The sequence below is a fragment of the Pseudomonas sp. MM213 genome, assembly GCF_020423045.1.
GTDB lineage: Bacteria > Pseudomonadota > Gammaproteobacteria > Pseudomonadales > Pseudomonadaceae > Aquipseudomonas > Aquipseudomonas migulae.
This window is the reverse complement of sequence record NZ_CP081943.1, coordinates 2,412,401-2,426,886: the sequence shown is the minus strand read 5'-3', so window position 1 is coordinate 2,426,886 and position 14,486 is coordinate 2,412,401. Positions and strand designations below refer to the sequence as shown.

13 protein-coding genes are annotated in these 14,486 nt (G+C 60.0%); 3 read left to right on the top strand and 10 right to left on the bottom strand.

What is annotated here, in order from left to right; genetic code table 11:
* Positions 1 to 35: 35 nt before the first annotated feature.
* A complete protein-coding gene (locus K5R88_RS11040; RefSeq protein ID WP_008041212.1) occupies positions 36 to 377 on the bottom strand; it encodes a DUF6124 family protein in 342 nt (113 codons plus the stop codon).
* A gap of 130 nt (positions 378 to 507) precedes the next feature.
* Here K5R88_RS11040 and K5R88_RS11035 point away from each other — a divergent pair, with 130 nt between their 5' ends.
* A complete protein-coding gene (locus K5R88_RS11035; protein WP_192229209.1) occupies positions 508 to 1,155 on the top strand; it encodes a LexA family protein in 648 nt (215 codons plus the stop codon).
* 39 nt (positions 1,156 to 1,194) lie between these two features.
* Here K5R88_RS11035 and K5R88_RS11030 read toward each other — a convergent pair whose 3' ends face one another.
* The 4 genes from K5R88_RS11030 to K5R88_RS11015 form a co-directional block, all read right to left on the bottom strand.
* Positions 1,195 to 3,144, bottom strand: coding sequence for an acetyl/propionyl/methylcrotonyl-CoA carboxylase subunit alpha (locus K5R88_RS11030; RefSeq protein WP_226299945.1), 1,950 nt, complete (start codon positions 3,142 to 3,144; stop codon positions 1,195 to 1,197).
* Positions 3,144 to 3,959: a gamma-carboxygeranoyl-CoA hydratase gene (locus K5R88_RS11025; protein ID WP_226299944.1), complete on the bottom strand. Its 816-nt coding sequence runs from the start codon at positions 3,957 to 3,959 to the stop codon at positions 3,144 to 3,146. The genes K5R88_RS11030 and K5R88_RS11025 overlap by 1 nt, the downstream gene beginning before the upstream one ends.
* 118 nt (positions 3,960 to 4,077) lie before the next feature.
* Positions 4,078 to 5,685: a carboxyl transferase domain-containing protein gene (locus K5R88_RS11020; RefSeq protein WP_192229211.1), complete on the bottom strand. Its 1,608-nt coding sequence runs from the start codon at positions 5,683 to 5,685 to the stop codon at positions 4,078 to 4,080.
* A 12-nt stretch (positions 5,686 to 5,697) separates the two neighbouring features.
* Positions 5,698 to 6,861, bottom strand: a complete 1,164-nt coding sequence (locus K5R88_RS11015) for an isovaleryl-CoA dehydrogenase (protein WP_226299943.1) — start codon at positions 6,859 to 6,861, stop codon at positions 5,698 to 5,700.
* Between the two features lie 295 nt (positions 6,862 to 7,156).
* Between K5R88_RS11015 and K5R88_RS11010 the strand changes: the two genes are divergently transcribed.
* Entirely contained in the window at positions 7,157 to 8,854 is a 1,698-nt protein-coding gene (locus K5R88_RS11010) for an AMP-binding protein (RefSeq protein ID WP_008041200.1), read from the top strand.
* A gap of 58 nt (positions 8,855 to 8,912) precedes the next feature.
* Here K5R88_RS11010 and K5R88_RS11005 read toward each other — a convergent pair whose 3' ends face one another.
* The 4 genes from K5R88_RS11005 to K5R88_RS10990 all read right to left on the bottom strand — a co-directional run bounded on the left by K5R88_RS11005 (position 8,913) and on the right by K5R88_RS10990 (position 12,092).
* Complete coding sequence (locus K5R88_RS11005; protein ID WP_032832611.1) at positions 8,913 to 9,113, bottom strand: hypothetical protein; 201 nt, start codon at positions 9,111 to 9,113, stop codon at positions 8,913 to 8,915.
* Positions 9,114 to 9,532: 419 nt separating this feature from the next.
* The gene (locus K5R88_RS11000; protein WP_192229214.1) at positions 9,533 to 10,432 is read right to left on the bottom strand and encodes a hydroxymethylglutaryl-CoA lyase; all 900 of its coding nucleotides are present in this window, start codon (positions 10,430 to 10,432) and stop codon (positions 9,533 to 9,535) included.
* Between the two features lie 147 nt (positions 10,433 to 10,579).
* A complete protein-coding gene (locus tag K5R88_RS10995; protein ID WP_192229215.1) occupies positions 10,580 to 10,981 on the bottom strand; it encodes a MerR family transcriptional regulator in 402 nt (133 codons plus the stop codon).
* A 181-nt stretch (positions 10,982 to 11,162) separates the two neighbouring features.
* Positions 11,163 to 12,092, bottom strand: a complete 930-nt coding sequence (locus tag K5R88_RS10990) for a LysR family transcriptional regulator (RefSeq protein WP_008031887.1) — start codon at positions 12,090 to 12,092, stop codon at positions 11,163 to 11,165.
* Between the two features lie 152 nt (positions 12,093 to 12,244).
* Here K5R88_RS10990 and K5R88_RS10985 point away from each other — a divergent pair, with 152 nt between their 5' ends.
* Positions 12,245 to 13,474 (top strand): acyl-CoA dehydrogenase, encoded by a 1,230-nt coding sequence (locus K5R88_RS10985; RefSeq protein ID WP_008031886.1) that lies wholly within the window; start codon positions 12,245 to 12,247, stop codon positions 13,472 to 13,474.
* A gap of 124 nt (positions 13,475 to 13,598) precedes the next feature.
* On the opposite strand, the gene K5R88_RS10980 is transcribed toward K5R88_RS10985, so the two are convergent.
* The gene (locus K5R88_RS10980; RefSeq protein WP_223481475.1) at positions 13,599 to 14,405 is read right to left on the bottom strand and encodes a TatD family hydrolase; all 807 of its coding nucleotides are present in this window, start codon (positions 14,403 to 14,405) and stop codon (positions 13,599 to 13,601) included.
* Between the last annotated feature and the right edge of the window lie 81 nt (positions 14,406 to 14,486).

The following is a 14,486-nucleotide window of genomic DNA, read 5'->3' as shown; positions in this document are numbered from 1 at the left end:
TCTTTCCCGCGCCCCGCGAAATATCCCTGCCTGCCTTATGCGTGATGATCCCCGTCGAGGGATCGGTCCAGCAACGCCTTGGCCATATCGATCATATGCACCGTCGAAAACGCCAGGTCCCGGTGCACGCCCTGCAGATTGTTCGCCGACTCGTACGCCGTGGCGGCGGCGCAGCGCAACAGGTCTGAAGCGCGCACCAGTGCTTCCTCGCAGCTGACATTGCGGTTCACATCAAAAAAACGCTCCTCTTCCACCGCTTCGGACACAGCTGGTTTCAAGTAATAGTCCAGGGCGCGCTGCGCGGCGGCCGAGCCTTTTGGCGAGGTGAGGGAGGTGTCGATCTGCATGTCTGGCAAGTCATTGCTGGGGATGGTCATGGCGATGGCAAAGCTCCGTGTTAGATTCAAATCCGTGATCCAATCGTAGTACGAACTGTATTTGTGACGAGAATTTAAATACTACAAGTTGTGTTTTGCTGGCCGGAGGCGCCCACGTATCGTGCCGCACATGGATAAATGGATTGAATTGGTCAAGGCCAAGATGAGTGAACTCAAAGTCACTCAGGAAATACTCGCCGACCGCCTGGGGATGTCCCAGGGCGGCGTCGGCCATTGGCTGAACAAACGTCGCCAACCGGGCATCGATGACATGAACCGTGTGCTGCACGCACTGGGCATGGAGTTTCTCGAGGTGGCGCTGGTGATCCGCGAGCCGGACATTGCGAAGGAGGAAAGCCAGGATCTGGTGCGCAAGTACAACCCGTACTTCCGTTACCCGGTCAGTGACTGGCGCGAATCCTGCGAGGTGCGTGACGGTGAGCCGACGGTCTATGACACGGCGCGTTTCGAACTGACCGACTACCACGCTCAGGGCGCGGCGTTCTGGTTGACCGTGGTGGGCGATGCGATGACTGCACCGAGCGGCGTCAGTATCGCCGAGGGCATGATGATCCTGGTGGACCCGGCCATTGTGCCGGAACCCGGGAAACTGGTGATCGCCCAATGGCCGGACAGCACTGAAGCGACGTTTCGCAAACTGATCGAAGAGGGCGGGCAGCGTTACCTGGTCCCGCTCAATCCGACGTATCCGAAAGCCCTTTACACCGAAGCCTGCCGAATCATCGGCGTAGTGGTTCAGGCAACGGCCAGGTTCTGATCAGATCGGTCCTCGCACTGCGTAGGACCGATCCGCATTTCAGGCTTCTTCCAGCTCGACCAATGCACTGCCTTCGCTGACCATCTCGCCTTCCTGGCAATACAGCGCTTTGATCACCCCGGCGTGTGGTGCACGAATGCTGTGCTCCATCTTCATCGCCTCCAGCACCACCAATTGCGCCCCGGCTTCGACCGTTTGCCCGGCTTCCACCAGCACTCGCACGATGCTGCCGTTCATGGGCGCAGTGAGCCCGCCATGATGGCTGTGACTGGCTTCGACGGCGCTGATCGGGTCGTAGGACTCGATGCGGCGCAATTCACCATCCCATTGCAGATACACAACGCCGCCGCGACGGATTGCCCGATGCTGGCGGCGCACGCCGTTGTGTTCGGTCAGCAGTTGCTCGCCCGCGAGTTGCGCCGATCGGGTAGCGCCCAACGTCAGCGCACGGTCCTGACCTTCGCAGCTCAAATGCAGGGTGATTTCCGTCGGCAATCCGGCACGGAACCCAGTGCCGATCCCCCAAGGCGAACTCAGGTCATCAGCGCGGGTCGTGTCCGCTTGGCTTTGGGAAAATGCCTGCGCCGCGGCTTGCCAGAACTCATCACTGAGCGGCGAGGGCTCTGGCAGCAGTTGCTCCTGGTAACGTGGAATGAACCCGGTATCCAGCTCAGCCGCCGCAAACGCCGGATGACCAACGATTCGACGCAAGAAGTTGATGTTGGTCTTGAGCCCGCCAATCGCGAACTCATCGAGCATGCTCAGCAAGCGCAGGCGCGCCTGTTCGCGATCCTCGCCCCAGGCAATCAGCTTGCCGAGCATTGGGTCATAGAACGGCGAAATCTCGTCGCCTTCTTCCACGCCGCTGTCTACCCGACGTCCCGGACCTTGAGCCGATTCACGGTACAACTCCAGGCGCCCGGTGGCCGGCAGGAAATCATTGCCCGGGTCTTCGGCGTACAGCCGCACTTCGATCGCATGGCCGATCAGGGGCACTTGATCCTGAGTCATCGGCAGCGCTTCGCCACGTGCCACGCGAATCTGCCAGGCCACCAGATCGAGGCCGGTAATGGCTTCGGTGACCGGGTGTTCGACCTGCAGGCGCGTGTTCATCTCCATGAAGAAGAACTCGCCGCGCGCATCCAGCAAGAATTCCACGGTGCCGGCGCCGACATAACCGATGGCCTGCGCCGAACGCACGGCCGCTTCGCCCATGGCGCGACGCAGTTCCGGGCTCAAGCCTGGTGCGGGCGCTTCTTCGACGACTTTCTGGTGCCGACGCTGAATCGAGCAGTCACGTTCATTGAGGTACAGGCAATTGCCGTGCTGGTCGGCGAAAACCTGGATTTCCACGTGGCGCGGCTTCAGCAGATATTTTTCGACCAGCATCCGCGAATCGCCGAACGAGGATTGCGCTTCACGCTGGGCCGAGGCGAGGGCTTCGGCCAGCTGGCTGACGTCCTCGACCACTTTCATGCCTTTGCCGCCACCGCCCGCCGTCGCCTTGAGCAGCACCGGATAACCGATGCGTTCGCAAGCGTCGCGGAAGGTGTCGAGGTCTTGAGCTTCGCCGTGATAACCGGGCACCAGTGGCACGCCAGCGGTTTCCATCAAGGCCTTGGCGGCGGATTTGCTGCCCATGGCATCGATGGCCGAGGCGGGCGGACCGAGGAAGATCAGGCCTGCTTGTTCGATGGCGCGGGCGAACCCGGCATTCTCGGACAGAAAACCATAACCCGGATGAATCGCCTGCGCGCCGCTGGCCTTGGCGGCGGCGATCAGCTTGTCGATTTGCAGGTAGCTGTCGGCGGCTTTGCTGCCACCGAGGTCAACGCGAATGTCCGCTTCGCGGCTGTGCCGCGCTTCGCGGTCGGTGGCGCTGTGCACGGCGACGGTGGTCAGGCCCAGGGCCTTGGCGGTGCGCATGACCCGGCACGCGATTTCGCCACGGTTGGCCACCAGCAGAGAGGTAATGACAGGTGCGCTCATCAACGCGGCTCCTTGGGGGTGGTTTCGGCCTGCCAGCTCGGCGGACGTTTTTGCAGAAAGGCGCGCAGGCCTTCCTGGCCTTCGGGGCTGACGCGGATGCGCGCGATGGCATTTTCGGTGTAGCGACGCAGCGCCGGGGTCAGCGCGCCGTTGCCGACTTCACGCAGCAAATCCTTGCTGACGCGCATGGCTGCGGGGCTGTTGAGCAGCAGGTTGTCGATCCATTGCTCGACTTTCTGCTCCAGTTCATTGCCCGGATAACTCTCCGACAACAAGCCGATTTCCCGAGCGCATTGCCCACCGAAGCGCTCGGCGGTCAGTGCGTAACGGCGTGCCGCGCGTTCGCCGATGGCTTGCACCACGAACGGGCTGATCACCGCCGGCGCGAGGCCGATGCGTACTTCCGACAGGCAGAACTGCGCGTCGTCGGCGCCAATCGCCATGTCGCAGCAACTGATCAGGCCCAGCGCGCCGCCGAAAGCCGCGCCTTGAACCACGGCCAGCGTCGGAACTTTCAGCTTGGCCAGGTTGTACATCAACTCCGCCAGTTCCCGGGCGTCGTCCAGATTGGTGTGGTAATCGAGCTCGGCCGATTGCTGCATCCACGCCAGGTCGGCGCCGGCACTGAAATGCTTGCCACGTCCGCGCACCAGCAAAAAGCGCAGGCTGGCGTCGGTCGAGACCTTGTCCAGCGCGAGGATCAGCTCACGGATCATCTCGGCGTTGAACGCGTTGTTCTTTTCTTCCCGGCTGAGCCACAGAGTCGCGAAACCACGCGGGTCGGTCTGCAGTTCGAGGGTGTTGAAGTCGCTCATGTTCATCCGTCTCCACGGTACTTGTAGGAGCGAGGCTTGCCCGCGAAGGCGTCGGTACATCCAGCATCGATGTGACTGACAAACCGCTTTCGCGGGCAAGCCTCGCTCCTACAAAAAATCACATCCGGAACACGCCGAAGCGGCTCGGTTCGATTGGCGCGTTCAGCGACGCGGACAAGGCCAGGGCAAGTACATCGCGGGTCTGCGCCGGGTCAATGACGCCGTCGTCCCACAGCCGTGCGCTGGAGTAGTAAGGGTGGCCCTGTTCTTCGTATTGATCGAGGATCGGTTGCTTGATTTCGGCTTCCTGCTCGGCGCTGAAACCATGGCCACCGCGCTCGGCCTGCTCGCGCTTGACCTGCACCAATACGCCCGCCGCTTGTTCGGCGCCCATCACACCGATGCGTGCATTCGGCCACATCCACAGGAAACGTGGATCGTAGGCGCGCCCGCACATGCCGTAGTTACCGGCGCCGAAGCTGCCGCCGATGATCACGGTGAATTTCGGCACCTTGGCGCACGCCACGGCGGTCACCAGTTTTGCGCCGTGCTTGGCAATGCCGCCGGCCTCGTACTTCTGGCCAACCATGAAGCCGGTGATGTTTTGCAGGAACAGCAACGGAATGCCGCGCTGGCAGGCCAGTTCGATGAAGTGCGCGCCTTTCTGCGCGGCCTCGGCGAAAAGGATGCCGTTGTTGGCGAGGATCGCGATCGGGTAACCGTGCAAGTGAGCAAAACCGCACACCAGCGTGGTCCCGAACAGCGCCTTGAATTCGTCGAACACCGAACCGTCCACCAGCCGCGCGATCACTTCGCGCACATCGAACGGCTGCTTGGCGTCGGCCGAGACCACGCCATACAACTCGTCGCTGCTGTAGAGCGGGGCGATGGGCGTGCGTTGTTGCAGTTCGCCGAGCTTGCGCCAGTTGAGGTTGGCGATGCTGCGTCGGGCAATGGCCAGGGCGTGTTCATCGCTCTCGGCATAATGGTCGGCGACCCCGGAAATCTTGCAGTGCACATCGGCACCGCCCAGATCTTCGGCGCTGACCACTTCACCGGTCGCGGCTTTCACCAGCGGTGGGCCGGCGAGGAAAATAGTCGCCTGCTCGCGAACCATGATCGCTTCGTCGGCCATCGCCGGCACGTAGGCGCCGCCGGCAGTGCACGAGCCCATGACCACCGCGATTTGCGGAATGCCCATGGCGCTCATGTTGGCCTGGTTGAAAAAGATCCGCCCGAAGTGCTCGCGGTCCGGAAACACTTCATCCTGGCGCGGCAAGTTGGCGCCGCCGGAGTCCACCAGATAAATGCACGGCAAGCGGTTCTGCTGAGCGATGGTCTGGGCGCGCAGGTGTTTTTTCACGGTCAGCGGGTAATACGAGCCACCTTTCACGGTGGCATCGTTGGCCACGATCATGCACTCGACGCCTTCCACTCGACCGATCCCGGCAATCACGCCCGCGGCCGGCACGTCTTCGCCATACACCTCGTAGGCCGCCAATTGGCTGATTTCGAGAAACGGCGAGCCCGGATCGAGCAGGCGATTGATCCGCTCGCGGGGCAGCAATTTGCCTCGCGAAGTGTGGCGTTCTTGCGCTTTCGGACCGCCACCTTGCTGCACTTGCGCGAGCAGAGTGTGCAAGGCGTCGACCTGGGTGAGCATCGCCGCGCTGTTCGCGGCAAACTCCGCCGAACGGGGGTTGAGCTGGGTATGCAGGATAGCCATGGACAGCTCCGTTTAGCGGGTTTCGTTGAACAGTTCGCGACCGATCAGCATGCGACGGATCTCACTGGTGCCGGCGCCGATTTCGTACAGCTTGGCGTCACGCAGCAGACGACCGGCCGGGAATTCGTTGATGTAACCGTTGCCGCCGAGAATCTGGATTGCGTCGAGGGCCATTTGCGTGGCGCGCTCGGCGCTGTAGAGGATCACGCCGGCAGCGTCCTTGCGCGTGGTTTCGCCGCGTTCACAGGCCTGGGCCACCGCATAAAGGTAGGCGCGGCTGGCGTTGAGTTGGGTGTACATGTCGGCGACTTTGCCCTGGATCAGCTGGAATTCGCCGATGCTTTGGCCGAACTGCTTGCGGTCGTGGATGTACGGAACGATCAGGTCCATGCAGGCCTGCATGATCCCGGTCGGGCCGCCGGACAGAACGACACGCTCGTAGTCGAGGCCGCTCATCAGCACTTTCACGCCGCCGTTGAGCACGCCGAGGATGTTTTCCTCCGGCACTTCGACGTCATCGAAGAACAGCTCGCAAGTGTTGGAGCCGCGCATGCCGAGCTTGTCGAACTTGTTGCTGCGGCTGAAGCCTTTCCAGTCGCGCTCGACGATGAACGCGGTGATGCCGTGCGGGCCTTTTTCCAGGTCGGTCTTGGCGTAGATCACGTAGGTGTTGGCGTCGGGACCGTTGGTGATCCAGGTTTTGCTGCCGTTGAGCACGTAGTGAGAACCACGTTTGTCGGCGCGCAATTTCATCGAGACCACGTCGGAACCAGCGTTCGGTTCACTCATGGCCAGGGCGCCAATGTGCTCGCCGCTGATCAGCTTCGGCAGGTATTTGCTTTTCTGTTCGTGATTGCCGTTGCGGTTGATCTGGTTCACGCAAAGGTTGGAGTGCGCGCCGTAGGACAGGGCGACCGACGCCGAACCGCGGCTGATTTCTTCCATGGCCACCACGTGCGCCAGGTAACCCAGGCCAGCACCGCCGTATTCTTCCGGGACGGTAATGCCGAGCAGGCCCATGTCGCCGAACTTGCGCCACAGGTCGGCGGGGAACAGGTTGTCGATGTCGATCTGAGCGGCGCGCGGGGCGATCTCTTTGGCGACGAAGGACTGGACCTGATCGCGCAGCATGTCGATGGTTTCACCGAGGGCAAAGTTCAGGGATGGATAGCTCATGGGTCACCTTTTGGCTTTTTTGTAGGGCGGGGAGGGTCGTGATTTGGCTCTCACCTTTACGTTAACGTAAGCCTGTGACGAAAGGCTGTCAATCACCCTTTACGTTAACGTCAACTTGAGCGAGAGTAGAGCCAGTTCAAGATAGAAAGCGGACCCAACTTGTAGGAGCGATGCTTGCTCGCGAAAGCGTCAGATCAGTCGACATAAATGTTGAATGTAGAGGCCTCTTCGCGAGCAAGCATCGCTCCTGCAGGTATCCGTTGGTAGCCCATTAATAAAGACAATAGGGGTCGTCATGGATCAACCCAGTGCAAGCCCGCAGCGCAGCTATACCCGTGGTTCTCAGGACAAAGCCTTGTTGGCGATGACCATCGGTCAGGCATTTGATAACACCGTCGCGCAGTATCCGACGGGCGAGGCGCTGGTCGTGCGCCATCAACAGTTGCGCTACACCTGGCAGCAACTGTCCGACGCCGTGGACCTTCATGCCCGGGCGCTGCTCGCGCTGGGGTTGCAGACCGGTGATCGCCTCGGCATCTGGGCGCCGAATTGTGCGCAGTGGTGCATCAGCCAGTTCGCCAGCGCGAAGATCGGCGTGATCCTGGTCAACATCAACCCGGCGTATCGCAGCTCGGAACTCGAATACGTGCTGAAGCAGTCAGGCTGCAAATGGCTGGTCTGCGCGGGCGCGTTCAAGACCTCCAACTACCACGGCATGTTGCAAGGCCTGGTGCCCGAGCTGGCAGAGCAATCCATCGGCCAGTTGCAGAGCGAGCGTCTGCCGGACTTGCGCGGCGTGATCAGCCTGGATGCGCAGCCGCCATCAGGTTTTCTGCCGTGGTCGCAACTGAGCGATCTCGCAGCGGGTGTATCCAGCGAGCAGTTACGCGAGCGGGGCGACAGCCTGCATTTCGACCAGGCCGTGAACATCCAGTACACCTCCGGCACCACCGGTTTTCCAAAGGGCGCGACTCTCAGCCACTACAACATTCTCAACAACGGTTACATGGTGGGCGAAAGCCTCGGCCTGACCGCCAATGATCGGCTGGTGATCCCGGTGCCGCTGTATCACTGCTTCGGCATGGTCATGGGCAACCTCGGCTGCATCACCCACGGCAGCACCATGATTTACCCCAACGATGCCTTCGATCCGCTGCTGACCCTGACCACCGTCGCCGAAGAAAAGGCCACCGCACTGTATGGCGTGCCGACCATGTTCATCGCCATGCTCGATCAGCCGCAACGTGCGCAATTCGATCTGTCGAGCCTGCGTACCGGGATCATGGCCGGCGCGACCTGTCCGATCGAAGTGATGCGTCGGGTGATCAGCGAAATGCACATGAATGAAGTGCAGATTGCCTACGGCATGACGGAAACAAGTCCGGTGTCGTTGCAGACCGGTCCTTCAGACGAACTGGAATTGCGCGTCACCACGGTCGGTCGCACCCAACCGCAACTTGAAAGCAAAATCATCGACGAGGCGGGCAACCTGGTACCTCGCGGCACCATCGGCGAACTCTGCACCCGTGGCTACAGCGTGATGCTCGGCTACTGGAACAACCCGCAAGGCACCGCCGAAGCCATCGATCAGGCCGGCTGGATGCACACCGGTGATCTGGCGAGCATGAATGATGAAGGCTACGTGTGCATTGCCGGACGCAACAAGGACATGATCATCCGTGGCGGTGAGAATATTTACCCGCGGGAGCTGGAAGAATTCTTCTTCACTCACCCGGCGGTGGCGGACGTGCAAGTGATCGGCATCCCGTGTTCGCGTTATGGCGAAGAGATCGTCGCCTGGATCAAATTCCACCCCGGTCACAGTGCTACCGAGCAAGAGTTGCAAACCTGGTGCAAGGAGCGCATCGCGCACTTCAAGACGCCGCGCTACTTCAAGTTTGTGGAAGAGTTTCCGATGACGGTGACCGGCAAGATCCAGAAATTCCGGATGCGCGAGATCAGCATCGAGGAATTGCGCATCAACAAGGCGTGACAAATTTCCCCTTGTGGGAGCCAGCCTGCTGGCGATAGCGGAGTGTCAGTCAACATGCCTATGTCTGAACCACCGCAATCGCCAGCAGGCTGGCTCCCACAGGGGCGATGGGGAAAACCTGAATCGCAGAAAGCACAAAGGGGAGCCGAAGCTCCCCTTTAATTTTTCGTTGCGCATGCTCTTTTTTTATTATTGAGGGGCGGTCTGTTTTTGTTTTTGGCAACCGTGACCCTTTACCGCTGTTTTTGTCGATCCCCATCCGGGATCAAGAGCAAACGTATTTTTTTGAGCGCTGATCTACTTTTTCGCTAAGCGATCCAACCAGTTCGGGAGCTACCTGAAGGTAGTTTTATTGTTCTCTGCCCGGTTGCGGGTTACTCCGAAAAGCACCCTGAAAAGCACACCTTCTCCAAAAAAATCTGTTAGCTGCGTCTCTGCCGTGTTGTTCTTGTTATGTCAGAGTCGTTACGTCTTATTTTTATTGGTTTGCTGCTTTTTATTCTTGTTATGCCATAGAGATAGCAGAAGCCGTGCCAACTTTTAAAAACCCTTTAAAATCAATGACTTGAATTTTTGTAGGATTTTTCGCTCAGGTAAACCCCTACAATTTGTTTCCGTGTTACTCGCTTATCCCCCACGTTCCAGACGCAGCGGTAACACCCGGACACATCAGCACACTTACTGCGCGCTGCGAGCCTTGGCCACGCGCGAACCGGTGGGGCGCCCCAGCACCGTGCAAATCTGCTGACCGGCGAGAATCAAGGCGTCCAGGTCGATACCTGTTTCGATGCCGAGGCCATTGAGCAGGTAAACCACGTCTTCGGTGGCGACGTTACCGCTGGCGCCTTTGGCGTAGGGGCAGCCGCCGAGGCCGGCGATGGAGCTGTCAAACACCGAGATCCCTTCGAGCAGGCTGGCATAGATGTTGGCCATGGCCTGGCCGTAGGTGTCGTGGAAGTGCCCGGCCAGTTTCTCCCGAGGCACGTCGGCCGAAACCACTTCGAACATCTTGCGCGTCGCACCCGCCGTGCCGGTGCCGATGGTGTCCCCCAGCGATACTTCGTAGCAGCCCATGGCATAGAGCTCGCGAGCGACCAGGGCAACTTGCTCGGGTTTGACGTGACCTTCATAAGGACAGCCCAGCACGCAGGACACGTAACCGCGCACGGTAACGCCGTGCTGCCTGGCGGCTTCCATGATCGGCGCAAAACGCTCGAGACTTTCGCTGATCGAGCAATTGATGTTGCGCTGGGAAAACGCTTCGGACGCTGCGGCGAACACTGCAACTTCCTTGACCCCGGCGGCGATTGCATCTTCGAAGCCGCGCAGGTTGGGGGCGAGGGCGCCGTAGGTCACGCCCGGTTTGCGCTGGATTTGCGCGAAGACTTCGGCAGATCCGGCCATCTGCGGCACCCATTTCGGCGAAACGAAACTGCCGACTTCTATATAGCCGAGGCCCGCGGCCGTGAGTGCATCGACCAGTTGCACCTTATCGGCAACGCTGATCGGTTGAGCTTCGTTTTGCAGACCGTCGCGGGGGCCGACTTCGACCAGGCGTACGTGGGAAGGAAGGGACATGGGAATCGACCTGTGCTGTCTGTCTGAATGTTCATGGAACCCTGTAGGAGTGAGCCTGCTCGCGATGGCGGACGATCAGTCAACATCCATATTGAATGTCACGCCCTCATCGCGAGCAGGCTCGCTCCTACAGGGGACGGTGTAAACCTATTGAACCACCGGCTGGCTTTTCATCGTCTGTTCCAGCGCCTGGGTGCAGCGCTCCTGTGCGGTGTCCAGTTCCAGCTTCATCTGCTCGATATCGAGCATTTGCTGCTCCAACTGTTCGCGGCGTTCGGCGATTTTGCTCAGCATGGTTTGCAGCTGTTTCTGATTACCGCCGGTGGGGTCGTAGAGTTCGATCAGCTCGCGGCATTCGGCGAGTGAGAAGCCAATGCGCTTGCCCCGCAGGATCAGTTTCAGGCTGACCTTGTCACGGGGCGAATAGATGCGCTCCTGGCCGCGTCGCTCGGGGCTGAGCAAGCCTTGCTCTTCATAGAAGCGAATGGCCCGCGTGGTGATGTCGAGCTCGCGGGCGAGGTCGGAAATGCTATAGGTCTGGCTGCTCATGGAAGCGCTCAAAAAAAGGTCATGGCGCTAAGCTAATGGCAGGTTGACGTTTACGTCAAGGGGCGGGTTTTTTCGTCGTCATTGCGGGCCTCTTCGCGGGCAAGCCTCGCTCCTACAAGATTTACACAGTACCTGTAGGAGCGAGGCTTGCCCGCGAAGAACGATAACTCGGTGTAATGCCCTACACCTTATCGAGCTTCTTCTCATGCGCCGTCACCTGCTGGCACAACTCGATCATCTGCTCGCGCATCCAGCGGTTGGCCGGGTCCTGGTCGGTGCTTTCGTGCCAGTAAAGGTGAGTTTCCACCGGCGGCACATCGTTGACCGGCAGGTTCACCGAGTACAAATCATGGCGGCGGGCGAAGCGCTCAGGCACGGTCATGACCATATCGGTTTGCTGCAACACCTGCGACGCCATCAAGTAATGCTGGGAGCGCAGGGCAATCTTGCGCTGGATGCCCATCTTGCCCAGCGCCAGGTCGACATGGCCCAGACCGCTGCGGCGGCTGGAAATATGGATGTGCGTCAGTGACAGATAGTCATCGAGGGTGAATTTCTCCTTGGTCGCCAGCGGATGGCCCTTGCGCATGGCGCACACGTAACGGTCTTCCATCAACTTGACGTGACGCACTTGCGGGTCGGTGTTGAGCGGCGCGTCCACCGCAAAGTCGAGTCGCCCGGCCGCCAGTTCCTTGGTGGTTTCGCGGCGCTTGGACAGAAAGCTTTCGATGATCACCGTTGGCGCCAGGCGGCGCAGGCGCTGGAACAGTGGCGGCAGGATCACCGCTTCGGTGAGGTCGGTCATGCTGATGCGGTACGTCTTGACCGCCTGCAACGGGTTGAAGATGCGGCTTTCCTGCACCGACACCCGCAGCAGCGAGAGGGCGTTGCGCACCGGGCCGATGATGTTTTGCGCCATCGGCGTTGGCACCATGCCTTGGGCCGTACGCACGAACAAAGGATCGTTGAACGTCTCGCGCAGGCGGGCCAGAGCGTTCGAAACAGCCGGTTGAGTAATGCCGACAATCTGTCCGGCGCGGGTCAGGTTGGCTTCGGTGTAGATCGCGTCGAAGACGATGAAAAGGTTGAGGTCGACCTTGCTCAGATTCATTGCGCTGCACTCTTATTGTTGGTTCTCAATCAGCCGATCATATATCGGTGATGAATGTTAATACACGCCGAGAATAGGCTAGGTAAATTTTCGTAGCTGTTCTAGCATCGATTGCATGACCTAAACAACCTCCCCCCAGAAGGTAGCTGCTCATGGATTTCGCTTATTCGCCCAAGGTGCAAGAACTGCGTGAGCGCGTGACCGCGTTCATGGACACCTACGTTTATCCCGCCGAAGCCGTGTTCGAGCGCCAGGTTGCCGAGGGCGACCGCTGGCAGCCGACTGCGATCATGGAAGAACTGAAACTCAAGGCCAAGGCTGAAGGCCTGTGGAATTTGTTTCTGCCTGAGTCCGAACTCGGCGCCGGCCTGACCAACCTCGAATACGCACCATTGGCAGAGATCATGGGCCGCTCGCTGCTGGGGCCTGAGCCATTCAACTGCTCGGCGCCCGACACCGGCAACATGGAAGTGCTGGTGCGCTATGCCAACGAAGAACAGAAACAACGCTGGCTCGAACCGCTGCTACGCGGCGAGATCCGCTCGGCGTTCGCCATGACCGAACCGGACGTGGCTTCGTCCGACGCCACCAACATGGCCGCCCGCGCCGTGCGTGACGGTGACGAGTGGGTGATCAACGGCAAAAAGTGGTGGACCTCGGGTGCCTGCGATCCACGCTGCAAGATTCTGATCTTCATGGGCCTGAGCAATCCTGATGCGCCACGCCACGCCCAGCACTCGATGATTCTGGTGCCGGTGGATGCACCGGGCGTGAAGATCGTTCGTCCGCTGCCGGTGTTCGGTTACGACGATGCGCCTCACGGTCACGCCGAAGTGCTGTTCGAAAACGTCCGGGTGCCGTACGAAAACGTCCTGTTGGGTGAAGGACGCGGCTTCGAAATCGCTCAGGGTCGCCTTGGCCCGGGCCGGATTCACCACTGCATGCGTTCGATCGGCATGGCTGAGCGTGCGCTGGAACTGATGTGCAAACGTTCGGTGAATCGCACTGCGTTCGGCAAACCCCTGGCGCGCCTGGGCGGTAACATCGACAAAATCGCCGACTCGCGGATGGAGATCGACATGGCGCGCCTGCTGACCTTGAAAGCGGCGTACATGATGGACACCGTCGGCAACAAAGTGGCGAAGAGCGAAATCGCGCAGATCAAGGTGGTGGCACCGAACGTGGCGTTACGCGTCATCGACCGGGCGATCCAGATCCATGGCGGGGCAGGGGTTTCCAACGATTTCCCGCTGGCCTACATGTATGCGATGCAGCGCACGCTGCGCCTGGCCGACGGCCCGGATGAAGTGCACCGTGCGGCGATCGGCAAGTTCGAGATCGGCAAGTATGTGCCGAAGGAAATGATGCGCAGCAGCCACTGAGTGTCACCCCTCTGTAGGAGCGAGCCTGCTCGCGATGGTCGCCAACGATAACGCGTGTTTATTGGATAAACACGGTGTTCATTAGTCCATCGCGAGCGGGCTCGCTCCTACAGTTGATTGCGTTTCAGTCGACCACTGGCAGTCCGTAAAAAGCCCGCGCACACGCGGTGCTGTGGGCCGCCAGCTCTTCCTCGCTTTCCCCGCGATGCAACGCCACTTCCCGCAACACTTCGGTCAGGTACGCCGGTTCGTTGCGACCATTTTTCGGCTTTGGCCGCAAACTGCGCGGCAGCAGATACGGCGCATCGCTCTCCAGCATCAACCGCCCGCGTTTGATTTCTTTCACCAACGGATGCAAATGCGTGCCCCGACGCTCGTCGCAGATCCAGCCGGTGATGCCAATGTGCAAATCCAGGTCGAGGTAGCTGAACAGCGCCTTCTTTTCGCCGGTGAAGCAATGCACCACGGCGGCCGGCAATTGGTCGCGGTAATCGCGCAGGATTTCCAGCAAGCGCTGACTGGCATCACGTTCGTGGAGAAACACCGGCAGTTGCAGATCGACCGCCATCGCCAAGTGTTCTTCGAGGACTTTTTCCTGTTGCGGACGCGGCGAGAAATCACGATTGAAATCCAGCCCGCATTCACCCACCGCCACTACGTTCGGCTCTTTGAGCAAACTGCGCAGACGCTGGGCGCTGTCGGCGTTCCAGTCGCTGGCTGCGTGAGGGTGAATGCCGGCGGTGGCGAACAGCCGTTGCGCCGTTTCATCCAATTGTCGGCACAGCTCCAGCGCCTGTTCGCTGCCTTCGACATTGGTGCCGGTGAGCACCAATTGGCAGACTCCGGCGGCATAGGCGCGGTCGAGTACAGCCTGGTGTTTGTCGGCAAAACTGGGGTTGGTCAGGTTGACGCCGATATCGATGAGTTGCATGGTGCTACCTCGGACCAAAGGCCGGAAAGCATATCAGAGCTGTAGATTTATAAGAAAAGCCAAGAACTACAACGAGTTAAA

Coding starts and splice junctions, on each gene's coding strand:
- K5R88_RS11040 (WP_008041212.1), bottom strand. CDS start 377: ATGACCATCCCCAGCAATGACTTGCCAGACATGCAGATCGACACCTCC.
- K5R88_RS11035 (WP_192229209.1), top strand. CDS start 508: ATGGATAAATGGATTGAATTGGTCAAGGCCAAGATGAGTGAACTCAAA.
- K5R88_RS11030 (WP_226299945.1), bottom strand. CDS start 3,144: ATGAGCGCACCTGTCATTACCTCTCTGCTGGTGGCCAACCGTGGCGAA.
- K5R88_RS11025 (WP_226299944.1), bottom strand. CDS start 3,959: ATGAGCGACTTCAACACCCTCGAACTGCAGACCGACCCGCGTGGTTTC.
- K5R88_RS11020 (WP_192229211.1), bottom strand. CDS start 5,685: ATGGCTATCCTGCATACCCAGCTCAACCCCCGTTCGGCGGAGTTTGCC.
- K5R88_RS11015 (WP_226299943.1), bottom strand. CDS start 6,861: ATGAGCTATCCATCCCTGAACTTTGCCCTCGGTGAAACCATCGACATG.
- K5R88_RS11010 (WP_008041200.1), top strand. CDS start 7,157: ATGGATCAACCCAGTGCAAGCCCGCAGCGCAGCTATACCCGTGGTTCT.
- K5R88_RS11005 (WP_032832611.1), bottom strand. CDS start 9,113: ATGGGGATCGACAAAAACAGCGGTAAAGGGTCACGGTTGCCAAAAACA.
- K5R88_RS11000 (WP_192229214.1), bottom strand. CDS start 10,432: ATGTCCCTTCCTTCCCACGTACGCCTGGTCGAAGTCGGCCCCCGCGAC.
- K5R88_RS10995 (WP_192229215.1), bottom strand. CDS start 10,981: ATGAGCAGCCAGACCTATAGCATTTCCGACCTCGCCCGCGAGCTCGAC.
- K5R88_RS10990 (WP_008031887.1), bottom strand. CDS start 12,092: ATGAATCTGAGCAAGGTCGACCTCAACCTTTTCATCGTCTTCGACGCG.
- K5R88_RS10985 (WP_008031886.1), top strand. CDS start 12,245: ATGGATTTCGCTTATTCGCCCAAGGTGCAAGAACTGCGTGAGCGCGTG.
- K5R88_RS10980 (WP_223481475.1), bottom strand. CDS start 14,405: ATGCAACTCATCGATATCGGCGTCAACCTGACCAACCCCAGTTTTGCC.